Origin of the sequence: Chitinophaga horti (assembly GCF_022867795.2) — a bacterium.
Lineage (GTDB): Bacteria > Bacteroidota > Bacteroidia > Chitinophagales > Chitinophagaceae > Chitinophaga > Chitinophaga horti.
Window position 1 is genome coordinate 3,617,757 of sequence record NZ_CP107006.1, and the last position, 20,079, is coordinate 3,637,835.

Below are 20,079 nucleotides of genomic sequence, written 5' to 3' on the forward strand. Positions count from 1 at the left end.
CCCGCGCAGGCGGACATTATCTGTAACATAAATTATTCGAACAGCATGCAGTTATTACGCAACATATTACTCGTTTCGGGCGCAGCCCTGGCAGGTCTGCAACAGGCACAGGCGCAGGACACCCTGAAACAGGAAACGATCAACATCATCTCCGTTTACCAGCCTAAACTGCGCGAAGCAGCCAAGCTGAACCTGAACGCATCTTTGCCTACGGCAGATACAAGCCGTCCACGGTTGAACTACCAGGTGCCGGCACTCAACCTGTACTTCATGTACCAGCCCGTTCCGCTGAAACCGCTGGCACTGGGCAAAGATTCGCTGAAAGCGCTTCAAAACAATTATGTGAAGTTCGGTTATGGTAACCTCAGCACACCACTGGTGGAAGCAGGTTTCGGCAGCGGTCGTAACGATAAATGGAACTTTGGCCTGTTTGGCAGTTATACCGGCTCTAAGGGCGAGATCAAAAACCAGGACTATACCGCGGTAAACGTACTGGCCAGCGGCACCTACTACTCTCCCCTCTTCGAGATCAACGGTAGCCTCAAATACAGCCTGAACCAGGTACATTACTATGGTTACGACCACTCTGTGTTCGACTTCAAAAAGAGCGATATCAAACAATCGTTTAATGAAGTAGTAGCCCAGCTGGGATTGAAGAACAGGCCGCAGGACGACTGGGGCTGGCAGTTTCAGCCGGATGCGAAGTTTATCGTATTTGGAGATTCTTTCGAACGTATGGAGAACACCTTCATCCTGAAAGCGCCTATCCGCAAACAGCTGTTCGAAGATCTCTACCTGAAAGCAGAAGGTGTATTAGACCTGTCGACCTTTAAAGAAGACAACAATGCAGCCATCAACAATAACGTAATGGCCATTCACCCCGCGCTGGAACTGATTAAGCCAGGCTTCATGCTGCACGCGGGTTTGAATCCTACCTGGACTAAAAAAAATAAGTTCTACCTGCTGCCCGATATCGTGAACGAATCGCACCTGATCCGTAAGAAACTGATCCTGAGCAGTGGCTGGATCTCTTATATCGACAAGAACAACTACCGCAACCTGGCTAACAAGAACCCCTTCATCAGCGGGTTTGCCGATAGCATTATGAATACGCGGATTGAAGAAAAATACACGGGTATTAAAGGTACCCTCGGCAGTCACTTTACGTACAACACCAAATTTGCCGGCGTTACCTACCATAACCTGCCCCTGTTCGTAAACGACAGTATTGACGGTAAAACCTTCGATACCCGTAACGAGGAAGAGCTGCGTGCCTTCCAGTTCCATGCAGAAGTAGGTTACATCCAGGAAGAGAAGTTCCAGATTCGCCTGAGCGGTGACTGGTGGAGCTTTAACAAGCAGGAAACCGAGCTGAAAGCATGGGGTATGGTGCCGTTCCAGTATAACCTGTACGGACAGTACACCTTCTTCAAAAAACTGCACTTAAACGCTGACCTGTTTGCCCTGGGCCGCAGTTATTACCTGGACCCGAAAACGATGGCTTTCGGCCGTACGAAGGCGGCGATGGACCTGAACGTAGGTGCTACCTTCAATATTGGTAAGAATTTCAACCTGTGGGCTAACGCGAATAACCTGCTGAACAGCAAGTACCAGCGTTGGAACAACTATGCCTCTTACGGGTTGAACGTGCTGGGCGGTGTGATGATCAAATTTTAAATCGTAAACTTGCACCCAAATTAAGCCGGCGGATGCTACAACATTTTATCACAGAAGTCCTTTTTAAAGAGCAAACCTGCTGCGTACCTGGCGTGGGTACGTTTACCATACAGCACATCCCTGCGCATTTTAACGTAGTGGAGCAGCAACTGGTACCTCCCAGGCAGCAGATCCTGTTCGAAGAAAAGTGGGACGACGACAGCGCCTGCGCCCAATGGGTTTCTCATAAAGAAAACCTGGTGGAGAGCGTGGCCCGGCTTAAAATGGATAAGTACGTGCTGCAGTTCAAAGATGACCTGGCCGCTGGTCAGCCCATCGCGATCCCGAGCGTAGGTACCCTCCACAAAGACCCGTTCGGACAGCTGGTATTTACGCCGCAGGAGCTGCCGGACACCTGGGAGCCCCTCGTACTGCAACCCGTACTGCGCCACGATTCGGCACCCAAAGTAACCGTAGGCAACACCGAAATGGTGAACCAGCAGGTAGTAAATCATATGTCTGCCGTATCCGACGAAGGCAGTGGTTTTAAATGGTGGTGGGTAGTATTTCCCTTGCTGCTCGTAGGTTTGGGCGGCCTGGGCTGGTACTTATGGCAACAGCAGTCGCAACCAGGCGATAGTACAGCCATCACGCCCGAAACAACCGTACGTTTTGCCCCCGCAGCCATCGCCGATTCCAGTACCGATGGCGTACAACTGCCTTCCGACACGAGTGAGCTGCCGCTGCCCGAGGAAACGGTCATGCAGCCGGTCGCTAACGGTGATTCGGTGCAATACTACGCGGTGTACATTATTGCGAACGCGGCTAAGGCAGACAAGAACTTTAAACAACAAACCACCTGGCAGCAAGGCCGCGCGGTGATGTATACCAAAGATGATTCGCTTACTTTCCGTATAGCCATCCCTGTAAGGGCGCTGCCGAAGGACACGGCGGCGGTGAAAGACTCGATGCGTAATGCACTGGGCATGGTGATCCGCTGTATGGATACTAAATAATTTGAGTGAAGGTTATGAGATCGCCTGAGCGATGACTGGCTTTCGACACCCGAAATAAAAGGGGGCTGTCTCAAAAGTAATTAACCCGTTTTCATTCGGGTACCTGATGGAGAGATTTTTCGTTTACGCGATTCTCGTGGCCATCAAACTACTTTTGATACAGCCCTAATTTTTTCGGCTACCTGATGGAGACATGTCATCGTTTAAGCCTTCATTTTACTTTTTGGTCAGCCCCTTTTTATGTCAATTGTCGTTTTACGATTTCAATTCCCTCTTTGAAACTTCTCGGTGCAAACCCCAGGTCCTTCACGGCCTTATCGATCACAAACCCGGTGCGTGCAGGTCGTTTAGCCGGCTGCGTGAACGTATCGGCATTCACCCGTTCCATTAATGATGCGTCGAGTGAGAAGTGTTCCGCTACGGCCAGGGCCATGTCGTAAGGCGTCATCAAATCTTTACCAGACAGATGATAAATCCCCGTTGCCTGCTGCTCCACGATCAGTTTGCAGCCGATCGCTAAGTCCTGCACCAGTGTGGGCGTACGCCATTGATCATCCACCACTTTGATGGATTTACCCTGTTCCAGGTTGCCTTTCACCCAGGTAATAATGTTACTGCGCTTAGGATCATCCGACACACCGTACACGAGCACCGTGCGGGCAATGGCCCATGGCTGTCTGGCCGCCATCACTGCGCGTTCGGCCAGCACTTTGCTGGAGCCGTAGAAGCTGATCGGGTTCACCAGGTCATCTTCCCGGTACGGACCGTTTAATCCATCGAATACGAAGTCCGTAGAGAGGAAGAGGAAAAATGCAACCGAAGCTTCCAGCAGGTATTTGGTGGCTGTCACGTTCGTGTCGCGACAGGCGTCCTTATTGCGCTCGCAGTCATCCGCCTGTGTCATGGCGCCGGAGTGGATGATGACCTGTGGCTGATGTTTGGCAATAAGCGACGCAATGGCCTCCTGGTCGGTGAGGTCTGCCGCCTCGTAGGTGTAGCCGCTTTGCCGGCGCAGGCGGTTTGGACCTTTGCCGGTCGCCACCACCTGCCAGGCTGCGTCTTCACTGAATAATTGTACGAGGTACTGACCTAACAGGCCGTTACTCCCGGTGATGAGGATCGTCTTCATTACATTTTCATCCCCAGGTTATACATCGTAAACGCCCATATGTCGGCCGCTTCGTCGATTACTTTTGAAGTAGGTTTACCTGCCCCATGGCCCGCCTGTGTTTCAATACGGATCAGCGCCGGGTTAGGACCAGCAGCGGCTTCCTGTAGGGCTGCGGCAAACTTAAAGGAGTGTGCAGGCACTACACGATCGTCGTGGTCGCCGGTGGTGATGAGGGTTGCCGGGTAATTCACGCCTTTGCGCAGGTTGTGTAACGGGGAATATTTGTATAAATAAGGGAACTCGTCTGCCTTTTCGCTGCTGCCGTATTCTACTACCCATGCCCAGCCGATGGTGAACTTCTGGTAACGGAGCATGTCCAGCACGCCTACAGCAGGCAGGGCTACTTTGAACAGGTCGGGGCGCTGGGTCATACAGGCACCTACGAGCAAACCACCGTTAGAACCGCCACGGATAGCGATCTTACCGGGATTAGTATATTTCTCTCTGATGAGGTATTCTGCCGCACCAATGAAGTCGTCGAATACGTTCTGTTTCTTGTCCTTCATGCCCGCTTTATGCCAGCTTTCGCCGTACTCACTGCCGCCGCGCAGGTTTACTACTGCGTAAATGCCACCCTGTTCCATGAAGAAAAGGTTGGTTACGCTAAAACCCGGCGTCATCGGGATGTTAAAGCCACCATAGCCGTACAGCAACACCGGTGTATTGCCATCCTGCTTCAAACCCTTCTTGTAAGAAAGGAAAATGGGCACACGGGAGCCGTCTTTGCTGGTGAAGAACACCTGTTTGGTTTCGTATTGCGTAGCGTCAAACTTTGCTTCCGGGCGTTTGTACACATCAGACTTGCCCGAAGTAATGTCGTATTTGTAGATGGTAGCTGGTGCGACGAACGAAGTATAGGTATAAAAGAACTGCGCATCTTCCTTTTTACCGCCAAATCCGCTGGCAGTACCCAGACCGGGCAGTTGTATCTCCTGCTCCAGTTTACCGGTTACATCATATTGGTAAATTTTGGTAGATGCATCCTTCAGGTAGCTGGCGAACAGTTTACCGCCGCCGGTGCCTACACTGCCCAACACTTCCGGCTTCTCCGGGATGATGGTTTGCCAGTTGGCCTTGTCCGGATTTTTAGGATCGATCGCCACCAGTTTGAAGTTAGGCGCGTCTTCGTTAGTGAGTACCAGCAGTTTGTCGCCTACATTATCTACCACAGAGGGATCGAATGCGAAGCCTTTCACCAGCACTTTGAAGTCTGTTTGGCTGGCATCTGTCAGGTCGCGAACGGCCAGCTGCGCGCCGGAAGTACCTTCGGTAGTACTGAGGACGAGGAAACGCTCATCTTCAGTAAGACCTACGCCGGCATTGCGAAGCGGGTGTTCCTTATCTACATAAATAAGTTCATCCTGCTCCTGTTTGGTGCCGAGTTTATGGTAGTATACTTTATGATATTCGTTTTTACCGGACAGGCGGCTCTTCTCATCCGGCTTGTCGTAACGGCTGTAATAAAATCCATCCCCTTTCCAGCTGATGCCACTGAATTTGATCCAGTCGAGATGATCTTCCAGTACCTTTTTGGATTCCACGTCCATCACGAACGCTTCCTGCCAGTCGGAGCCGGCTTTCGCGATGAGGTAAGCGGCATAACGGCTGTCTTTCGAAAAACGCAGCGCGCCCAGGGCCACTGTTCCTTTATCTGATAATTTATTGGGATCGATAAAAACCTCCGGGGTACCGTCGGTTCCCTGTTGGCGGTAGAGCACTGCCTGGTTCTGCAGCCCGTCGTTCTTATAAAAATAATAGTATTTGCCTTCGCGGAAGGGGGCGCCATACTTGGGATAATCCATCATTTCCTCTATACGGGCCTTTATTTTATCGCGGAAGGGAATTTTATCGAGATAGTTGCGGGTGACCTTATTTTGCTCGATTACCCAGGCCTTGGTGTCGTCCGCATGGTCATTTTCGAGCCAGCGGTATGGATCTGCTACTTTGCGGCCATGATATTCATCGGTTGTATCCACTTTTTTTGTTAATGGATAGGAAATTTTGCTTTGTTGCGCGGCTGCTCCGTTCGTCATGCTCATCAGTGTAAATATTAGAAAGCTATGGTAGTAAAACGATTTCATTCGTATAACTTTTAAAAATGGAAGGCTTTTTTTACAAGAAAATCAAAATTTAACGATAAATGCTAACATTATATATAAGAATAGTTTTCCAAAAATGTTATTTTTGTGCGCCCTTTAACGCAATATTTTGACCAATAATATGAAAAAAGTGAACAACATCGCAGTTCTTACTTCCGGGGGTGACGCTCCCGGGATGAACGCCGCAATACGCGCCGTGGTAAGAGCAGGTATCTATCATCATTTGAATGTATACGGTGTTATGTATGGCTACAAGGGGATGTTGACTAATGATATCTTTCCTATGGAATCGAAGACCGTAGCCAACATCATTCAGCGTGGTGGTACGATCTTGAAAACAGCCCGTTGCAAGGAATTTTACGAGCCTGAAGGTCGCAAAAAGGCATACGAGAACCTGAAAAAACTGGATATTGACGGTTTAGTGGTGATCGGTGGCGACGGTTCCTTCAAAGGGGCACAAAAATTCAGTGAGGAATTTGATATACCCTGTATCGGGTTGCCTGGCACAATCGATAAAGATATTGCCGGTACTGACTTTACAATTGGTTTTGACACAGCAGTGAACACTGCTGTAGATGCGATCGATAAGATCCGTGATACGGCCGACGCGCACGACCGCCTGTTCATTATCGAAGTAATGGGCCGCGACGCCGGGTACATTGCCCTGCACAGTGGTATTGCTACCGGTGCCGAACACGTACTGATGCCCGAACGTAAAAGCGAGATCGACGACATTATCAACGAACTGCAGGCTAACGAGCGCAGGAAGAAATTGGTAAACCTGATCGTGGTAGCGGAAGGTGATGAGTTTGGCGGCGCTAACGGCGTAGTGAAACACATCAAGGAACGCCTCCCCCAACTGGATACCCGCGTATGTATACTCGGTCACATCCAGCGCGGTGGTACTCCAACCTGTATGGACCGCATCATTGCCAGCCGCCTTGGCTACGCAGCCGTAGAAGCGCTGCTCGACGGTACGCATAATGTAATGGTCGGTGTGGTAAATGACAAAATCGCGTACACCCCGCTTACACAGGCGGTTAAGGCAAAACAGTCCATAGACGAAGAATGGTTCAAGATTATTAAAATTCTGGCGAGTTAAAATTATATAGCTTATGAGTACACAAGACCTGTCGAAATACTATCACAAGCAAATGGACAACGTTGCAGGACGTGAGCATTCCACACACAAGACTAAGATAGTAGCAACCGTAGGCCCCGCCTGCGATACCTATGAGAAATTATTGGAGCTGGTGCAGTCTGGCGTAAACGTGTTCCGTTTGAACTTCTCTCACGGCAGCCACGAAGACAAAGCTAAGATCATCAGCTTTATCCGCCAGATCAACGCGACCCAACCTTACAATGTGGCCATCCTGGCCGACCTGCAAGGCCCGAAGCTGCGTGTGGGTGAAATCGAGAACAATGCATTGCCGCTTAAAACGGGTGATATCCTCACTTTCGTGAACGAAAAATGCGTAGGTAACATGGAGCGCATCTATGTTTCTTACCATAACCTGCATAAAGATGTTCGTCCCGGTCAGAAAATTCTGCTGGACGACGGTAAGATCGAAACCGTGGTTAAAGAAGTAACGGCTAACCACGAAATTAAAGCAGAAGTTACCCTCGGCGGTATTCTTTCTTCCAAAAAAGGCTTCAACCTGCCCGATACTAAGGTAGAACTGCCCTCGCTGACCGAGAAAGACCTGATCGACCTGGACTTCATCATCGACCAGGCGCCTGACTGGGTAGCACTGTCTTTCGTAAGAAACGCCGCCGACCTGGTAGACCTGCGCAACCGTATTAAAGAGCGCAACTCTAAGCTGAAGATTATTTCTAAGATAGAAAAACCGGAAGCGATCGAGAACCTGAAGGAAATCATCTGGGAAAGCGACGGCGTAATGATTGCCCGTGGTGACCTCGGTGTGGAGCTGCCTGTAGAGGTAATTCCAATGATCCAGAAGGACATCATCCGCAAATGTATCCACCGTGCAAAACCTGTAATCGTGGCTACACAGATGATGGAAAGCATGATCGACCGCACCCGTCCGAACCGCAGTGAAATCACCGACGTGGCAAACGCGGTACTGGAAGGCGCCGACGCAGTGATGCTGAGTGGTGAAACGGCTACCGGCCAACATCCTGCACTGGTTATCCAGACGATGAAAAAAATCATCATGGAGGTGGAAAAAGAAGAGATCATTTACAACCGTAACCTGATCCCTCACCGCCACTCTCCTACCTTCCTGAGCGACGCACTGTGCTACAATGCTGCTAAGATCGCGGAAGACCTGGATGCTGACGCGCTGATCGGTATGACAGCTTCCGGTTACACCGGCTTCATGCTCTCCAGCTATCGTCCGAAATCACCACTGTACGTATTTACCAAAGAAAGGTCACTGGTGAACCAGTTGAGCCTTAGCTGGGGTGTACGCGCCTTCTACTATGCAGAAGAAATGAGTGTGGACGAGATCGTAAAAGATCAGATCAACATCCTGAAAGAGCGTGGTTTCCTGAAAACCAACGACGTAGTGGTAAACACAGGTAGCACGCCTGTAAAAGAGCACCTGCCTACCAACATGATCAAAATTACCAGGGTAACCGACGAGAAATAGTCAACTCCCACATTGGTCAAAATATCAGGAAAGCGTACAGTCGGAAGATTGTACGCTTTTTTTAGTTACTGTTTCTTATAAGTCATCGCGTAAACAGCAATGGCCGTTCCTACCAGCAGCGCCCCTGCGGCACATGCACCATTCCATTTTGCTACGTCCCACACAAGCAAACCTAAGCCGGAGCCGGCCGCCGTGCCGATGAAGCTCACCGTCATAAACACCGTGTTCATACGGTTACGCGCATCCGGCAAAATAGCATAGATGCGTGTTTGGTTCGATACGTGTACGCCCTGTATGCCAAGGTCCAGCACGATAATGCCCACCACGATACCAATGATATTTGCCTGGGAAAGCCAAAAGATAACAAAGCTGAGGAACACCAACGTTAGCCCGTAACCAATCGCAATGCGCGGGTTCTTTTTATCCGCGATACGCCCAATCAACGGAGCGCCCAGCGCACCCGCCGCCGCTGCCAGTCCCAGCATGCCGATCACATCGCTGCCGTAGTTGAAAGGCGGTGCTGCCAGGTGAAACACGATCGTTACCCAAAACAGGCCGAACGACGCGAACACACAGGCGTTAATCACCGAGGCCTCACGTAACAATGGTTGCTCCTTCGCCAACGTAAACAACGAACGCATCAACGCGCCATAACTACCCGCAAAATGCGGACGGCTTTGCGGAAACGACCGCCACATCACGATCCACAAAAGAAATACGATGCCCGCCGCGATCCAGAACATGGCGCGCCAGCCGAAGTGTTGTCCTACAATACCGCTCAGCGTACGTGAAAGCAAAATGCCTACGAGCAACCCGCTCATAATTGAACCAACGATCTTACCACGATGCTGCGGATCACTCAGGTTTGCCGCGAGTGGCAGGATGAGTTGAGGAATAACAGAAGTAAACCCGATCAGCAGACCGCTGATCTTCAGCACGAAAATATTAGGCGCTTTGGCCGCAAGCAATAATGCCAGCAACGACAAACCTGCCATCACCAAGATCTGTCGCTTCCGCTCGATCTTATCGCCCAAAGGCACACAAAAGAACAAGCCAAGCGCATATCCCGCCTGGGTAAGAAAGGTTACCTGTCCCGCATTGCTCTCCGACACGCCAAAATCCTGCGCGATCAATACCAGCAGGGGCTGACTGTAATAAATATTGGCCACGATCAACCCCGTGCACATTGCCATCACGATAATATTCCACCTGCTTAACGCCATATCCGTTTTTATTTGCGTACCAAAATTAGCTATTTGAAATGCAAACTCCGTTGTACGAATCGAATGTATTTGCGTTAATTTTACCTATACCATTACCAAACGGAACATCTTATGACCTTCAGCAGCATTTACCCATACACCCAGGAAACCATTGCGGAATACCCCGCCCATACACCGGCAGAGATCGAAAAGAAGCTGGCACTGGCAGATAAGGCTTACCGTCAATGGCAGCAGGTGCCGTTACCAAAACGCGCGGAGCTGATGCGTAAACTGGCCGCCGTGCTGAAACAGGATGCCGTGGAGCATGCCACCATCATCACCCGCGAAATGGGCAAAACCCTGAAAGAAGCCACTGCAGAAGTACAGAAATGTGCCACCACCGCAGAACACTACGCCGATCATATAGAAAGCATGCTGCAACCAAAGCTCATCGCTTCGGATGCGCAAAAGAGTTATGTGTCGTACGAGCCTAAAGGCGTGATACTCGCGATCATGCCCTGGAACTTCCCGTACTGGCAGGTGTTCCGCTTCGCTATTCCGAACATATTGGCCGGTAATACCGGTGTATTGAAACACGCGAGCAACGTGAGTGGCTGTGCCCTGGCGATCGAAAAAGTGTTTTTGAAGGCGGGTTTCCCGGAAGGTATTTTCCAGTCGTTGCTGGTATCATCCAAAAGTATGGAGCCGGTGATTGCCGACAACCGGATACAGGGGGTAACGCTTACAGGCAGTACGCCCGCAGGCATGAGCGTAGCGCAACTGGCCGGCAGGTACATCAAAAAAACCGTACTGGAACTGGGCGGCAGCGACCCGTTTATCGTGTTGAAAGATGCAGATATTGAACAGGCCGCGAAGGTAGCCGTACAGGCACGTATGCAAAACGCCGGGCAATCCTGCATCGCTGCTAAACGCTGGATCGTAGACAAATCGGTCGCGGCCGAGTTTACCGCCAAAGTACAAGACCTCATTCACCACTTGCAGCAGGGCGACCCGATGCTGGAAAGTACTAATACCGGCCCAATGGCGCGCCCCGACCTGGCCGAAGAGCTGTTGAAACAAATGAACGACAGCCTGAAACTCGGCGCCCGCATACTGGCAGGCGGTGTGCTGGAAGGTTGCAACTTCACCCCTGCCCTGCTGGCCGACGTAAAACCAGGCATGAAAGCCTTCGACGAAGAAACCTTTGGCCCGCTCGCCGCCGTCATTACCGCCGAAAACGAACAGGAAGCCATCAGGCTGGCGAATATGACCGAGTTTGGACTAGGTGCCTCATTGTGGACAAAAGACCTTGAAAAAGCGGCTGCTTTGGCCCGGCAAATTGAAAGCGGCAATGTATTCGTGAACGCCATGGTGCGGTCGGACGCCAGGCTGCCTTTCGGTGGGATTAAACAGTCGGGGTATGGCAGGGAGTTGTCGATGGAAGGCGTACATGAATTTCTGAACCTTAAAACGGTTTACGTACAGTAATGGTTGTTCCCGCAGGACTGCTCTCTGCCTGCCCCGGGCGGACTCCCCGCAAAAGCATGGTATATCTTGTCGAGGCTGTTGTTTCAGCCGGTGTATATACTGTGATTGTATTGGGCAGTGCCGGCTATTTAACCGTCACTTCCACCGGCGCTGCATAATCCTGCCACAGGGCTTCTGCGGCGGCTGTACTCATCTCCCCATCGAACACTTTTACCCGGTAACGTTGCGCGTAAGCCGTGCCGCCCGTCAGCAGCCAGCTGGTCGTTTTGGTAGGGGTGAAAAATACGCAAACCTGCCCCTGCTGGTCCTTCTCGGGCCACACGCGTAAAGGAACTGGAAAGTTATAGTTAGATGGATGCGCCATGATCAGCAAACCCGCCCGTCCCTTTTCGGTATCGCCGTAAATCAGCACCCAGCGGGCCAGCGACGAATCGGCGTTGTTGCGGGTATGGCCTTCGGATGTGATGATACGGCTGTTCGTAGCATTCCAGTTGGCGTTACCCCGGATGTTGAAGCCGCCGCCGTAACGATATTGTTTCAACAACAAGGGGCTGGACGTCGCACAACTTTGGATCGATGCAAAGTCCCAGGTATGTGAGTTTTCATACGCGCGCACATCGAGTAGTTCATTTAACGCGGTTTTGCCCGTGGTAAGCACCACATGGTCCTGCAGGGCGGCGAAGCCTGTCCATACCGGCCCTTCGGTTTTACTGGCAAAGCCTTTGAACTGCACGGTACCTTGTTTCTTCACCAGGTTCCAAAAGTCGATACGCTCGCCTTCAAACTCGGTTTCCGTCCAGGGATTCCAGATGCCGTAGTGGTGATAGTGATCTTTAGGATGCATATTGGTGAGCATGGCTCCCTTGGGTGACCATAGCGGGTGAATAAAACCGCTGCGGCGAAACACGGTATCTACGCCGGCGGGCGGATTTACCGTGGCGTAGTTGTATTGCAACAGGCCCTCGATGATAAGGGCGCCGTTTTCATCTTTTAGTGAGATATGAGGAGTTGATGGTGATGGCTTTTTTACCAGTTCATAGCTGCGCGAACTACCGGCGGCCAGGTCTCCTGATACCTGCCACCACAGCCTGCGGGCGGCTCCCTCCTGCTCTACCTGCACGGGAACGTTGAGGCGTTTGCCGTTACGTACTTCCTCCAACGTAAACAGGCTATCGGCCGTTGCAGGAAAGCGATCCAGCGAAATACTGGCAAGCGTGTTCGTACGGGCTACTTTTCCTGCCTTTACGGTAATGCGTGCAAGCATTTGAGCATCCATATTCATCAGGTTCAGCATAAAAAAACTAAATAACAGGGTCAGCTTCTTCATATCCGGGAATGGGTTGAACGTACAAAATAGGAATATTGCGTAACTTTCTACCCATAAAAACAGCCCCAAAATGAAAACAGAAAAACTGATCGTCACCAACCTGGCGGCGCTTACCCGTAAATACGGCAGTAAGCACAAGTCCATTCTCTCCGACCTCAAGCTGTTACAGGCGTCCGACAAAAAACGTGGATTGGGAACGCAACTGGTATTCCTCGACAAAGCCGCCGACATGCAAAAGTTCAAGGCTAAAGCTGTTACCGACCCGGCTAATGCGAAACAAAACAAAGACGCGATCGATGCGCTGTACAAACACTTTTCGCCAGACTACCTGCTGATCGTAGGTGCGCAGGACGTAGTGCCTTTTCAACTGCTCAACAACCTGCTGTATAGCGAAGACGACGGAGATCAAAAGGTAGCGAGTGACTTACCGTACGCCTGCGAAGCCTCGTACAGCGTAAGCGCCGCGAAGTTTATCGCCCCCACCCGCGTAGTGGGCCGGCTGCCGGATATTCCAGGAGGATCTGACCCGGCTTACTTTCATGCACTGGTGCAAGATGTGATCAACCACCAACCGGGCAGCGACAAGGATTACAAAAAGTACTTTTCGGTAAGTGTATCTGAATGGCAGAAGTCAACCGAAGAAAGCCTGCGCAACATGTTCGGCGAGCACTCATCCCTGTTCATTTCTCCGGTGAAGGGCCCGAAATGGACGAGCAGCCAGTTCAAGCCGAAAACACACTTCATCAACTGCCACGGCTCGCTGGACGATCCTGCGTTTTACGGACAAAAGGGCAAGGTATATCCCGAAGCGGTTAACGCCACCCTGCTTGCGAAAAAGGTAACGCCCGGCACGATCGTGGCCGCGGAGTGCTGCTACGGTGCTCAATTGTACAATCCGCAACTCACCGAATACGACCAGCCCAGCATGGCGAATACTTACCTGCAACACCACGCCCTCGCGTTTGTAGGCAGTTCCACCATTGCTTACGGTCCGGCGGAAGGGAACGGACTGGCAGACCTGATCACGCAATACTTCCTGGTCAACGTGATCAAAGGCGCCTCTACCGGTCGTGCATTGCTGGAGGCCAGGCAACGTTTCCTCGACGAAATGGGGCCCACGCTCGATCCGTACGAGCTTAAAACAATCGCGCAATTCTATCTCCTGGGTGATCCATCCGTTACCGTCGTAAGCACGCCTAAAACAACCGCCACGCTGCGCAGCATAGACGCTAACACGCGCATCAACCGCCGCGACGGACTGGAAGCAAAAGGCAGGATGCTCGAGCGCTTTATTACCACGCCACAGCAATTGATCGTAAAACCGATCATCAAACCCCGGCACGAAACGGCTTTACAGGCACAGGTAGATACGCTGCTGAAACAAAGAGGCTTTCGCCAAGCGACGTTGATGACGTTCGAGAATACGCCTAAGGCTTCGCAAACACGCAGTGGTGCAAAAGCCTTCGCGCAACCGGTAAAATTTCATGTATATTCGGAGAGTGCCACGCACGGTAAGTTTAAAGAGACGAAAGTGCTGGTGGTGAAAGAAAAAAATAACGCCATTATCGGTTACCGGGAATATGTCAGCAAATAAACATAATAACGAGCCTGCCACTGTAAAACTCAGGGGCAGGCTTATCTTGAAGACCTTCGCACGCAACTCAAAAAGCGAGCACCTCGGTGTACATATCGACACCGGGGAACATACTTACCTCATCCGCAACGCCGGCGGCAATCCCTTTATGGACAATCCTTTTGAAGCACTGGCAGGTAAATTTATCGAAGCAGAAGGGCGCATCAGCGATTATGTTTTCTTCGCCAAAACATGGGTGGAAATCGATGCGCCGGAGAGCTAGGAAACTTGCTTCGTCACGTTAACATACAAAACACAAAAAATACGCATCAACTTATCAACCCCTGAAACACTGTACAGCTAAGGCTTAGCGCGTACATATCTTATCCTTTTATGATCCGGCAGGCTGCCATTCGTCCTATATAGGGCGAACGCGATGTTATTACGCGCAACTTTGTATTCACTAAAACTCGTTTGTTTATGAATCGCCATTCTAACAACAAGCCGGGTGCGTGCATTGCTTTACTGCTCTTGCTTTGCAGCTCTTTTGGGGTGCGCGCGCAGCATTCAAATCATTTCTTCCGCGAAAAAACCGACAGCCTCGAAGGGGAATACACGGTTTCTTTCCGCACTTCGGAACGACATTTCCGCTACGTGTTGTCGATCGACAGTGTACAGGGCGCGTGCTTTTACGGCACTTTGCGTGCCGACACAGCCTTGTACAAAACGTTGCGCGATTTCGTACACGTAAAAGGAATGATCGCCGGCCACCGCAACTACGACTTTATCATGAAGCCGATGTTTAACAAAGGAATACCGTATACGCTGGGCTGCATTCCCAGTGACTGGCTATTCAACAACAAGGTGTATTTTTCCCGGAAGGAAAATAACCGGCTGGTAGGCTACATGGTCGTGTGTAATGAAAGGGCACCGTACACATTTAACTTTTACGGGATGAAACGTCCGGATGAAGTATCGCCCCCGTACCTGGCCGTTCGGCATAGATAATACGCCCGTTCACGATCGTTACCCCCTCTGCTATGTCTTCGGCCAACAGCAGCGGACCATCCATGTCGGTATAGTCCAGGTAAGGAAGTAAATGGGCTACGGCAGATGTGCCCACGGTGCTTTCATTCATGCTGCCTGTCATGGTTTTCATGCCGAGCCGTTTAGCGGTATCGATCATACGGCGTGCGGGGGTAATACCGCCGCATTTGGTGAGTTTGATGTTGACGCCGTGGAAGTAGCCCTGGCACTTCTCCACGTCCTGTTCCGTGATGCAGCTCTCGTCTGCGATCAGGGGGAGGGCGCTTTTTTCGTATACTTCCTTCATGCCGTCCCAGTTATCGGCGCGCATGGGTTGTTCTATGAACTCTACGCCCAGTTGTTTAAAGGCCGCGGCGTTACGGAGGGTTTCCTCTACGCCCCAGGCGCAGTTGGCGTCTACGCGGAAAATGGCGTCAGTATGTTTTCGCAACTCAGCGATAATGGCTATATCTTCATTCGTACCCAGTTTGATCTTATAAATCGGCCAGGGAAACTCCTGCAGCTTCTTCACCATGTTCCCGATGGTGTCGATGCCGATCGTATAGTCGGTGAGCGGGTTGCGCGAAATATCGAGGCCCCACACTTCATATAGCTTCTTATCCAGTCGCTTCGCATACAGGTCGTGCGCCGCCAGGTCGAGGGCGCAAAGGGCGAACATGTTATGTTGCAGCTTCGGGTACATGGCCGCCCAGAACGCCTCAGGCGTATCTAACTGATAGCTTTCGATGAAGGCGCGGTGTTTTTCCACTTCCTCCATCAGCATGGGTACGGTAATGTTGTAGTAGGAATTGTCGGCCGTTTCTCCCAGTCCTGTGAGCCCGTTCTGCGACAGGGCTATTACCAGCAAGGGCTGCACATCTTTCGATTTACGGGAGATGGTAAATGTGTGCCTGAACTTCAGGGCGACCGGGTAAAACTGTAATTCCATATCAGAAAGATAGGAGTATTTGCAGATTCGTGCAAACGTAGGATGAAAAAGTTGCAGAAAGACGCATTCCCTCTATTATTCATTCGGAGCAATGCAGGTCCGGGACCCAGGGTGACAACACTTGGCTCAATTGCTGGTTACCGGAATATGAGGCCTGCATTATACCATAATCCTGCAGGCACCGAATGGATATTGAGGCCCTTCCAGCGGGCCGCACGGGCAAGCGACACATAATTAACAACGCTTCGAAAGCATTCAAAAAAAAGGCCCCGGTTACAACGCCGGGGCCTTAAGACCAAATTCTATAGCTATTACGTCTATTTTACTTCTTCGTACTCAGCATCCGTAACCTGGTCGCCGGAAGCGCCCTGGTTAGGCTGGCCCTGGCCTTGCTGAGCGCCTGCATCGGCACCTGGCTGACCCTGGGTGGCTTTGTACATTTCTTCTGAAGCAGCAGTCCAGGCATTGGTAACTTCCGCGAGGGCGGCATCTACCTGTGCAATGTCCTGTGACTTATGCGCAGCTTTCAGTTTTTCGAGAGCAGCTTCGATCGGGGCTTTTTTATCGGCCGGGATCTTGTCGCCATATTCTTTCAGTTGTTTCTCGGTCTGGAAGATAGTGCTGTCTGCCTGGTTCAGTTTCTCGATATTTTCACGGGCAGCTTTATCGGCAGCCTCGTTAGCTTTTGCTTCGTTCTTCATTTTCTCGATATCGTCTTTGCTCAAGCCGCTACCTGCTTCGATACGGATGTTCTGGGATTTACCAGTACCCTGATCTTTCGCAGTTACGTGCAGGATGCCGTTCGCATCGATGTCGAAAATTACTTCGATCTTAGGCGTACCGCGTGGCGCCGGTGGAATATCGGAGAGGATAAACCTGCCGAGGGTACGGTTTTGTGAAGCCATCGGACGCTCGCCTTGCAGTACGTGGATTTCCACGCTCGGCTGGCTGTCAGCAGCAGTTGAGAACACCTCAGATTTTTTAGTCGGGATGGTCGTGTTAGACTCGATCAGTTTGGTGAATACACCGCCCATGGTTTCGATACCCAGCGACAGCGGGGTTACGTCCAGCAGCAGTACGTCTTTAACCTCACCGGTGAGTACACCACCCTGAATGGCAGCACCTACGGCTACAACCTCGTCAGGGTTCACACCTCTGTTAGGTTTTTTACCGAAGAATTTCTCTACCACTTCCTGGATTTTAGGGATACGGGTAGAACCACCTACCAGGATCACTTCGTCGATTTCGGAAGTAGATAAGCCTGCGTCGCTCAGGGCTTTCTTACAAGGCTCCAACGTTCTTTCTACCAGCCTGTCGCTCAGTTGCTCGAACTTCGCGCGGCTCAGTTTTTTCACCAGGTGTTTAGGCACACCGTCGATCGCCGTGATGTAAGGCAGGTTGATTTCTGTTTCCTGGGAAGAAGACAGTTCGATTTTCGCTTTCTCTGCTGCTTCTTTCAAACGCTGCCATGCCATTGGATCTTTATGCAGATCTACTGCTTCGTCTTTCTTAAACTCTTCGGCCAGCCAGTCCATGATCACTTTATCAAAGTCATCACCACCCAGGTGGGTATCACCGTTGGTAGATTTCACTTCGAATACGCCATCACCCAGTTCGAGGATAGAGATATCGAAGGTACCACCGCCAAGGTCGAATACGGCGATCTTGCTGTCCTGATGTTTTTTATCCAAACCGTACGCCAGGGCTGCTGCCGTAGGTTCGTTGATGATACGGCGTACATTGAGGCCTGCGATTTCGCCGGCTTCTTTGGTCGCCTGACGCTGTGCGTCATTAAAGTAAGCAGGTACGGTAATAACCGCTTCGCTCACTTCTGTGCCCAGGTAGTCTTCCGCAGTTTTCTTCATTTTCTGAAGGATCATTGCAGAAATCTCCTGAGGCGTATATTGCCTGCCATCGATGTCGATGCGGGGAGTGTTGTTATCGCCTTTTACTACTTTGTAGCTCCAGTGGCCAGCTTCGGTCGAAATTTCGTCGAAACGACCGCCCATGAAGCGTTTTACCGACATGATGGTATTAATCGGGTTGGTGATCGCCTGGCGCTTTGCAGGATCGCCTACTTTCCTTTCCCCGTTCTTCAAAAAAGCCACCACGGAAGGCGTCGTTCTGCGTCCTTCATCGTTGGCAATCACTACCGGCTCGTTACCTTCCATTACGGCAACGCAAGAGTTGGTAGTTCCTAAGTCAATACCTATGATCTTTCCCATGATTATTTAGTTCTCCTTTTAGTTGTAAGTGTAAAACCTGTTGTCGCAGATTTGCTATGGTTAGTCAATGATTATGCCAAGTGACAAAATGCGCAATATTGTCAGTACACCCTCAATAATGCCTGATTTTATTACAGTTACGAGACTGACACACCGACTTTTCGGCTCACCCGTTTCGTATATAAAAAACACAGTATTGAAATAAATGGCACGAATGCTGTACCGGAACAATCGAACGGAACTATTCATTTTAGAAGAAACGAAACACCAGCAGCTGAACAATCTATTACCGTACGAGGCGACAACCGCTGCCGTACGTCCACACCCGTTAAATATTTCAACCAACTCCCATGAAAAGAAAATTCCTCGCAATGGCCGCGCTATGTATAGCCGCCCTCGCCCCGGTCCACGTTTTCGCTCAGGACGAGCCGATGTCTGCTACAGACAACACTGTCACTACCACGCCGGCCGGATTATTTAAGGGCACCGAAGGCTACCGTAAGTGGTCTATCGGCATCAATGCCGGCTTATTGGCCCCTGTTGCCTTTACCGGCGGCCACAACGATTTCACCAAATGGCTCGTCTCCTATGGGTATGGCGGCTACGTTAAGTGGCAGGTTTTACACATGCTGTCACTCCGCGCCGACTTCCTGGGTGGACAATTAAAAGCTAATAATGAAAAAAAACTGGGTAACGGCAGCACCTCCTCCAGCCCATACAACCAGTTCGAAACCATGTTGCAATGGTCAGGCAGCCTGAACGCAGTGTTCAACGTAGCCAACATGAACTTTTTCGCCAAACGGAACTTTATGCAGCTGTATGTATCGGCCGGTGGCGGACTGGCAGGCTACAAGCCCACCCTCACCACCAATGGCAACGTAACGTTCGACTACAAACCCGATGGCAGCATTAAAGAGTTTTATGTACCTGTGGGTGCCGGTCTTAAGTTCAAACTGTCAGAATCGGCGAATTTCGACATCGGCTACACGATGCATTATCTCGATGGTGACAACCTCGACGGCGTAGTGAACAGCAGTGGCCGCGACAAGTTTTCCTACGGCTATATTGGCGTGGAGTTCCCGCTGGGCCGCAAAACCAAACCACAACTGGCCTGGCATAACCCGATCGCGGAAATGTACGACGACCTGGCAGCACAGCGCGACCAGGTAAGACTGGAACTGGATGCACAGAAAGAAGCGAATGCCAAACTGGCCGCCGATTTCGCTAAACTGACGGCTGACAGTGACAAAGACGGCGTATCAGACCAGTTCGACAAGTGCCCTAATACACCGGCAGATGTAAAGGTAGACGGCTCCGGCTGTCCGCTCCCTCGCGACACGGTAGCGCCTAAAGAGGTGAAAATCTTCGTAACCGAGGCCGATAACCGCCTGGTGAGAGAAGCGATCGCCAACCTCGAGTTCGAAACCGGCAAAGCAAGCATTAAACCGTCTTCTTTCCCTTCCCTCGACCGGGTGGCAGAGCTGCTGGTTAAAAAAGGCTTCAGCATTAAACTGAGTGGCCACACCGATAATGTTGGTCGCGACGATAGCAACATGATCCTTTCCAAGCAACGCGCCGAAGCCGTAAAAGCGTACCTGGTGCAGCGCAACGTGAATGCTTCCAAAGTTGAAGCGGTAGGCTACGGTGAAACCCAGCCGATCGCCAGCAATAAAACGGCGGCAGGCAGGCAGCAGAACAGAAGGGTAGAATTTGTACTTTATTAATCTGAATGTTA

General features: G+C 51.0%; 15 protein-coding genes. 9 read left to right on the forward strand and 6 right to left on the reverse strand.

The window, feature by feature from the left end; genetic code table 11:
* The first annotated feature begins 45 nt into the window (after window positions 1–45).
* Together MKQ68_RS14590 and MKQ68_RS14595 are read left to right on the forward strand one after the other, a co-directional pair.
* Window positions 46–1,677: a TonB-dependent receptor gene (locus MKQ68_RS14590; RefSeq protein ID WP_264279769.1), complete on the forward strand. Its 1,632-nt coding sequence runs from the start codon at window positions 46–48 to the stop codon at window positions 1,675–1,677.
* 32 nt (window positions 1,678–1,709) lie between these two features.
* A complete protein-coding gene (locus tag MKQ68_RS14595; protein WP_255860320.1) occupies window positions 1,710–2,672 on the forward strand; it encodes an HU domain-containing protein in 963 nt (320 codons plus the stop codon).
* A gap of 238 nt (window positions 2,673–2,910) precedes the next feature.
* On the opposite strand, the gene MKQ68_RS14600 is transcribed toward MKQ68_RS14595, so the two are convergent.
* The gene (locus tag MKQ68_RS14600; RefSeq protein ID WP_264279770.1) at window positions 2,911–3,801 is read right to left on the reverse strand and encodes an SDR family oxidoreductase; all 891 of its coding nucleotides are present in this window, start codon (window positions 3,799–3,801) and stop codon (window positions 2,911–2,913) included.
* Window positions 3,801–5,882 (reverse strand): prolyl oligopeptidase family serine peptidase, encoded by a 2,082-nt coding sequence (locus MKQ68_RS14605; RefSeq protein WP_264279771.1) that lies wholly within the window; start codon window positions 5,880–5,882, stop codon window positions 3,801–3,803. Before MKQ68_RS14605 ends, MKQ68_RS14600 begins: the two co-directional genes overlap by 1 nt.
* A 181-nt stretch (window positions 5,883–6,063) precedes the next feature.
* On the opposite strand from MKQ68_RS14605, the gene pfkA reads away from it, so the two are divergent.
* Window positions 6,064–7,044: a 6-phosphofructokinase gene (pfkA, locus tag MKQ68_RS14610; RefSeq protein ID WP_264279772.1), complete on the forward strand. Its 981-nt coding sequence runs from the start codon at window positions 6,064–6,066 to the stop codon at window positions 7,042–7,044.
* Window positions 7,045–7,057: 13 nt separating this feature from the next.
* On the forward strand, window positions 7,058–8,554 hold the full coding sequence (pyk, locus tag MKQ68_RS14615; RefSeq protein ID WP_264279773.1) for a pyruvate kinase: 1,497 nt from the start codon (window positions 7,058–7,060) through the stop codon (window positions 8,552–8,554).
* A gap of 65 nt (window positions 8,555–8,619) precedes the next feature.
* Here pyk and MKQ68_RS14620 read toward each other — a convergent pair whose 3' ends face one another.
* Complete coding sequence (locus MKQ68_RS14620; RefSeq protein ID WP_244839416.1) at window positions 8,620–9,777, reverse strand: MFS transporter; 1,158 nt, start codon at window positions 9,775–9,777, stop codon at window positions 8,620–8,622.
* Window positions 9,778–9,888: 111 nt separating this feature from the next.
* Here MKQ68_RS14620 and MKQ68_RS14625 point away from each other — a divergent pair, with 111 nt between their 5' ends.
* Complete coding sequence (locus MKQ68_RS14625; RefSeq protein ID WP_264279774.1) at window positions 9,889–11,244, forward strand: NAD-dependent succinate-semialdehyde dehydrogenase; 1,356 nt, start codon at window positions 9,889–9,891, stop codon at window positions 11,242–11,244.
* Window positions 11,245–11,368: 124 nt separating this feature from the next.
* Here the strand turns inward: MKQ68_RS14625 and MKQ68_RS14630 are convergent, their stop codons facing one another.
* Window positions 11,369–12,571, reverse strand: coding sequence for a DUF6807 domain-containing protein (locus tag MKQ68_RS14630; RefSeq protein WP_264279775.1), 1,203 nt, complete (start codon window positions 12,569–12,571; stop codon window positions 11,369–11,371).
* Between the two features lie 70 nt (window positions 12,572–12,641).
* Here MKQ68_RS14630 and MKQ68_RS14635 point away from each other — a divergent pair, with 70 nt between their 5' ends.
* The 3 genes from MKQ68_RS14635 to MKQ68_RS14645 all read left to right on the forward strand — a co-directional run bounded on the left by MKQ68_RS14635 (window position 12,642) and on the right by MKQ68_RS14645 (window position 15,152).
* A complete protein-coding gene (locus MKQ68_RS14635; protein ID WP_264279776.1) occupies window positions 12,642–14,165 on the forward strand; it encodes a C25 family cysteine peptidase in 1,524 nt (507 codons plus the stop codon).
* Window positions 14,152–14,427, forward strand: coding sequence for a hypothetical protein (locus MKQ68_RS14640; RefSeq protein WP_264279777.1), 276 nt, complete (start codon window positions 14,152–14,154; stop codon window positions 14,425–14,427). The genes MKQ68_RS14635 and MKQ68_RS14640 overlap by 14 nt, the downstream gene beginning before the upstream one ends.
* A gap of 197 nt (window positions 14,428–14,624) precedes the next feature.
* The gene (locus MKQ68_RS14645; RefSeq protein ID WP_264279778.1) at window positions 14,625–15,152 is read left to right on the forward strand and encodes a hypothetical protein; all 528 of its coding nucleotides are present in this window, start codon (window positions 14,625–14,627) and stop codon (window positions 15,150–15,152) included.
* Here MKQ68_RS14645 and MKQ68_RS14650 read toward each other — a convergent pair.
* On the reverse strand, window positions 15,085–16,119 hold the full coding sequence (locus MKQ68_RS14650) for a dipeptide epimerase (RefSeq protein ID WP_264279779.1): 1,035 nt from the start codon (window positions 16,117–16,119) through the stop codon (window positions 15,085–15,087). The genes MKQ68_RS14645 and MKQ68_RS14650 overlap by 68 nt on opposite strands.
* Window positions 16,120–16,436: 317 nt before the next feature.
* Entirely contained in the window at window positions 16,437–18,344 is a 1,908-nt protein-coding gene (gene dnaK, locus MKQ68_RS14655; RefSeq protein ID WP_264279780.1) for a molecular chaperone DnaK, read from the reverse strand.
* A gap of 350 nt (window positions 18,345–18,694) precedes the next feature.
* Between dnaK and MKQ68_RS14660 the strand changes: the two genes are divergently transcribed.
* Complete coding sequence (locus tag MKQ68_RS14660) at window positions 18,695–20,068, forward strand: OmpA family protein (RefSeq protein ID WP_264279781.1); 1,374 nt, start codon at window positions 18,695–18,697, stop codon at window positions 20,066–20,068.
* Window positions 20,069–20,079: the final 11 nt, after the last annotated feature.

Bases quoted from the DNA above. Each gene is read 5' to 3' on its own strand.
- MKQ68_RS14630 (WP_264279775.1), bottom strand. From the start codon at position 12,571: ATGAAGAAGCTGACCCTGTTATTTAGTTTTTTTATGCTGAACCTGATG.
- MKQ68_RS14640 (WP_264279777.1), top strand. From the start codon at position 14,152: ATGTCAGCAAATAAACATAATAACGAGCCTGCCACTGTAAAACTCAGG.
- pfkA (WP_264279772.1), top strand. From the start codon at position 6,064: ATGAAAAAAGTGAACAACATCGCAGTTCTTACTTCCGGGGGTGACGCT.
- MKQ68_RS14645 (WP_264279778.1), top strand. From the start codon at position 14,625: ATGAATCGCCATTCTAACAACAAGCCGGGTGCGTGCATTGCTTTACTG.
- pyk (WP_264279773.1), top strand. From the start codon at position 7,058: ATGAGTACACAAGACCTGTCGAAATACTATCACAAGCAAATGGACAAC.
- MKQ68_RS14620 (WP_244839416.1), bottom strand. From the start codon at position 9,777: ATGGCGTTAAGCAGGTGGAATATTATCGTGATGGCAATGTGCACGGGG.
- MKQ68_RS14605 (WP_264279771.1), bottom strand. From the start codon at position 5,882: ATGAGCATGACGAACGGAGCAGCCGCGCAACAAAGCAAAATTTCCTAT.
- MKQ68_RS14595 (WP_255860320.1), top strand. From the start codon at position 1,710: ATGCTACAACATTTTATCACAGAAGTCCTTTTTAAAGAGCAAACCTGC.
- MKQ68_RS14590 (WP_264279769.1), top strand. From the start codon at position 46: ATGCAGTTATTACGCAACATATTACTCGTTTCGGGCGCAGCCCTGGCA.
- MKQ68_RS14600 (WP_264279770.1), bottom strand. From the start codon at position 3,801: ATGAAGACGATCCTCATCACCGGGAGTAACGGCCTGTTAGGTCAGTAC.
- MKQ68_RS14660 (WP_264279781.1), top strand. From the start codon at position 18,695: ATGAAAAGAAAATTCCTCGCAATGGCCGCGCTATGTATAGCCGCCCTC.
- MKQ68_RS14650 (WP_264279779.1), bottom strand. From the start codon at position 16,119: ATGGAATTACAGTTTTACCCGGTCGCCCTGAAGTTCAGGCACACATTT.
- MKQ68_RS14635 (WP_264279776.1), top strand. From the start codon at position 12,642: ATGAAAACAGAAAAACTGATCGTCACCAACCTGGCGGCGCTTACCCGT.
- dnaK (WP_264279780.1), bottom strand. From the start codon at position 18,344: ATGGGAAAGATCATAGGTATTGACTTAGGAACTACCAACTCTTGCGTT.
- MKQ68_RS14625 (WP_264279774.1), top strand. From the start codon at position 9,889: ATGACCTTCAGCAGCATTTACCCATACACCCAGGAAACCATTGCGGAA.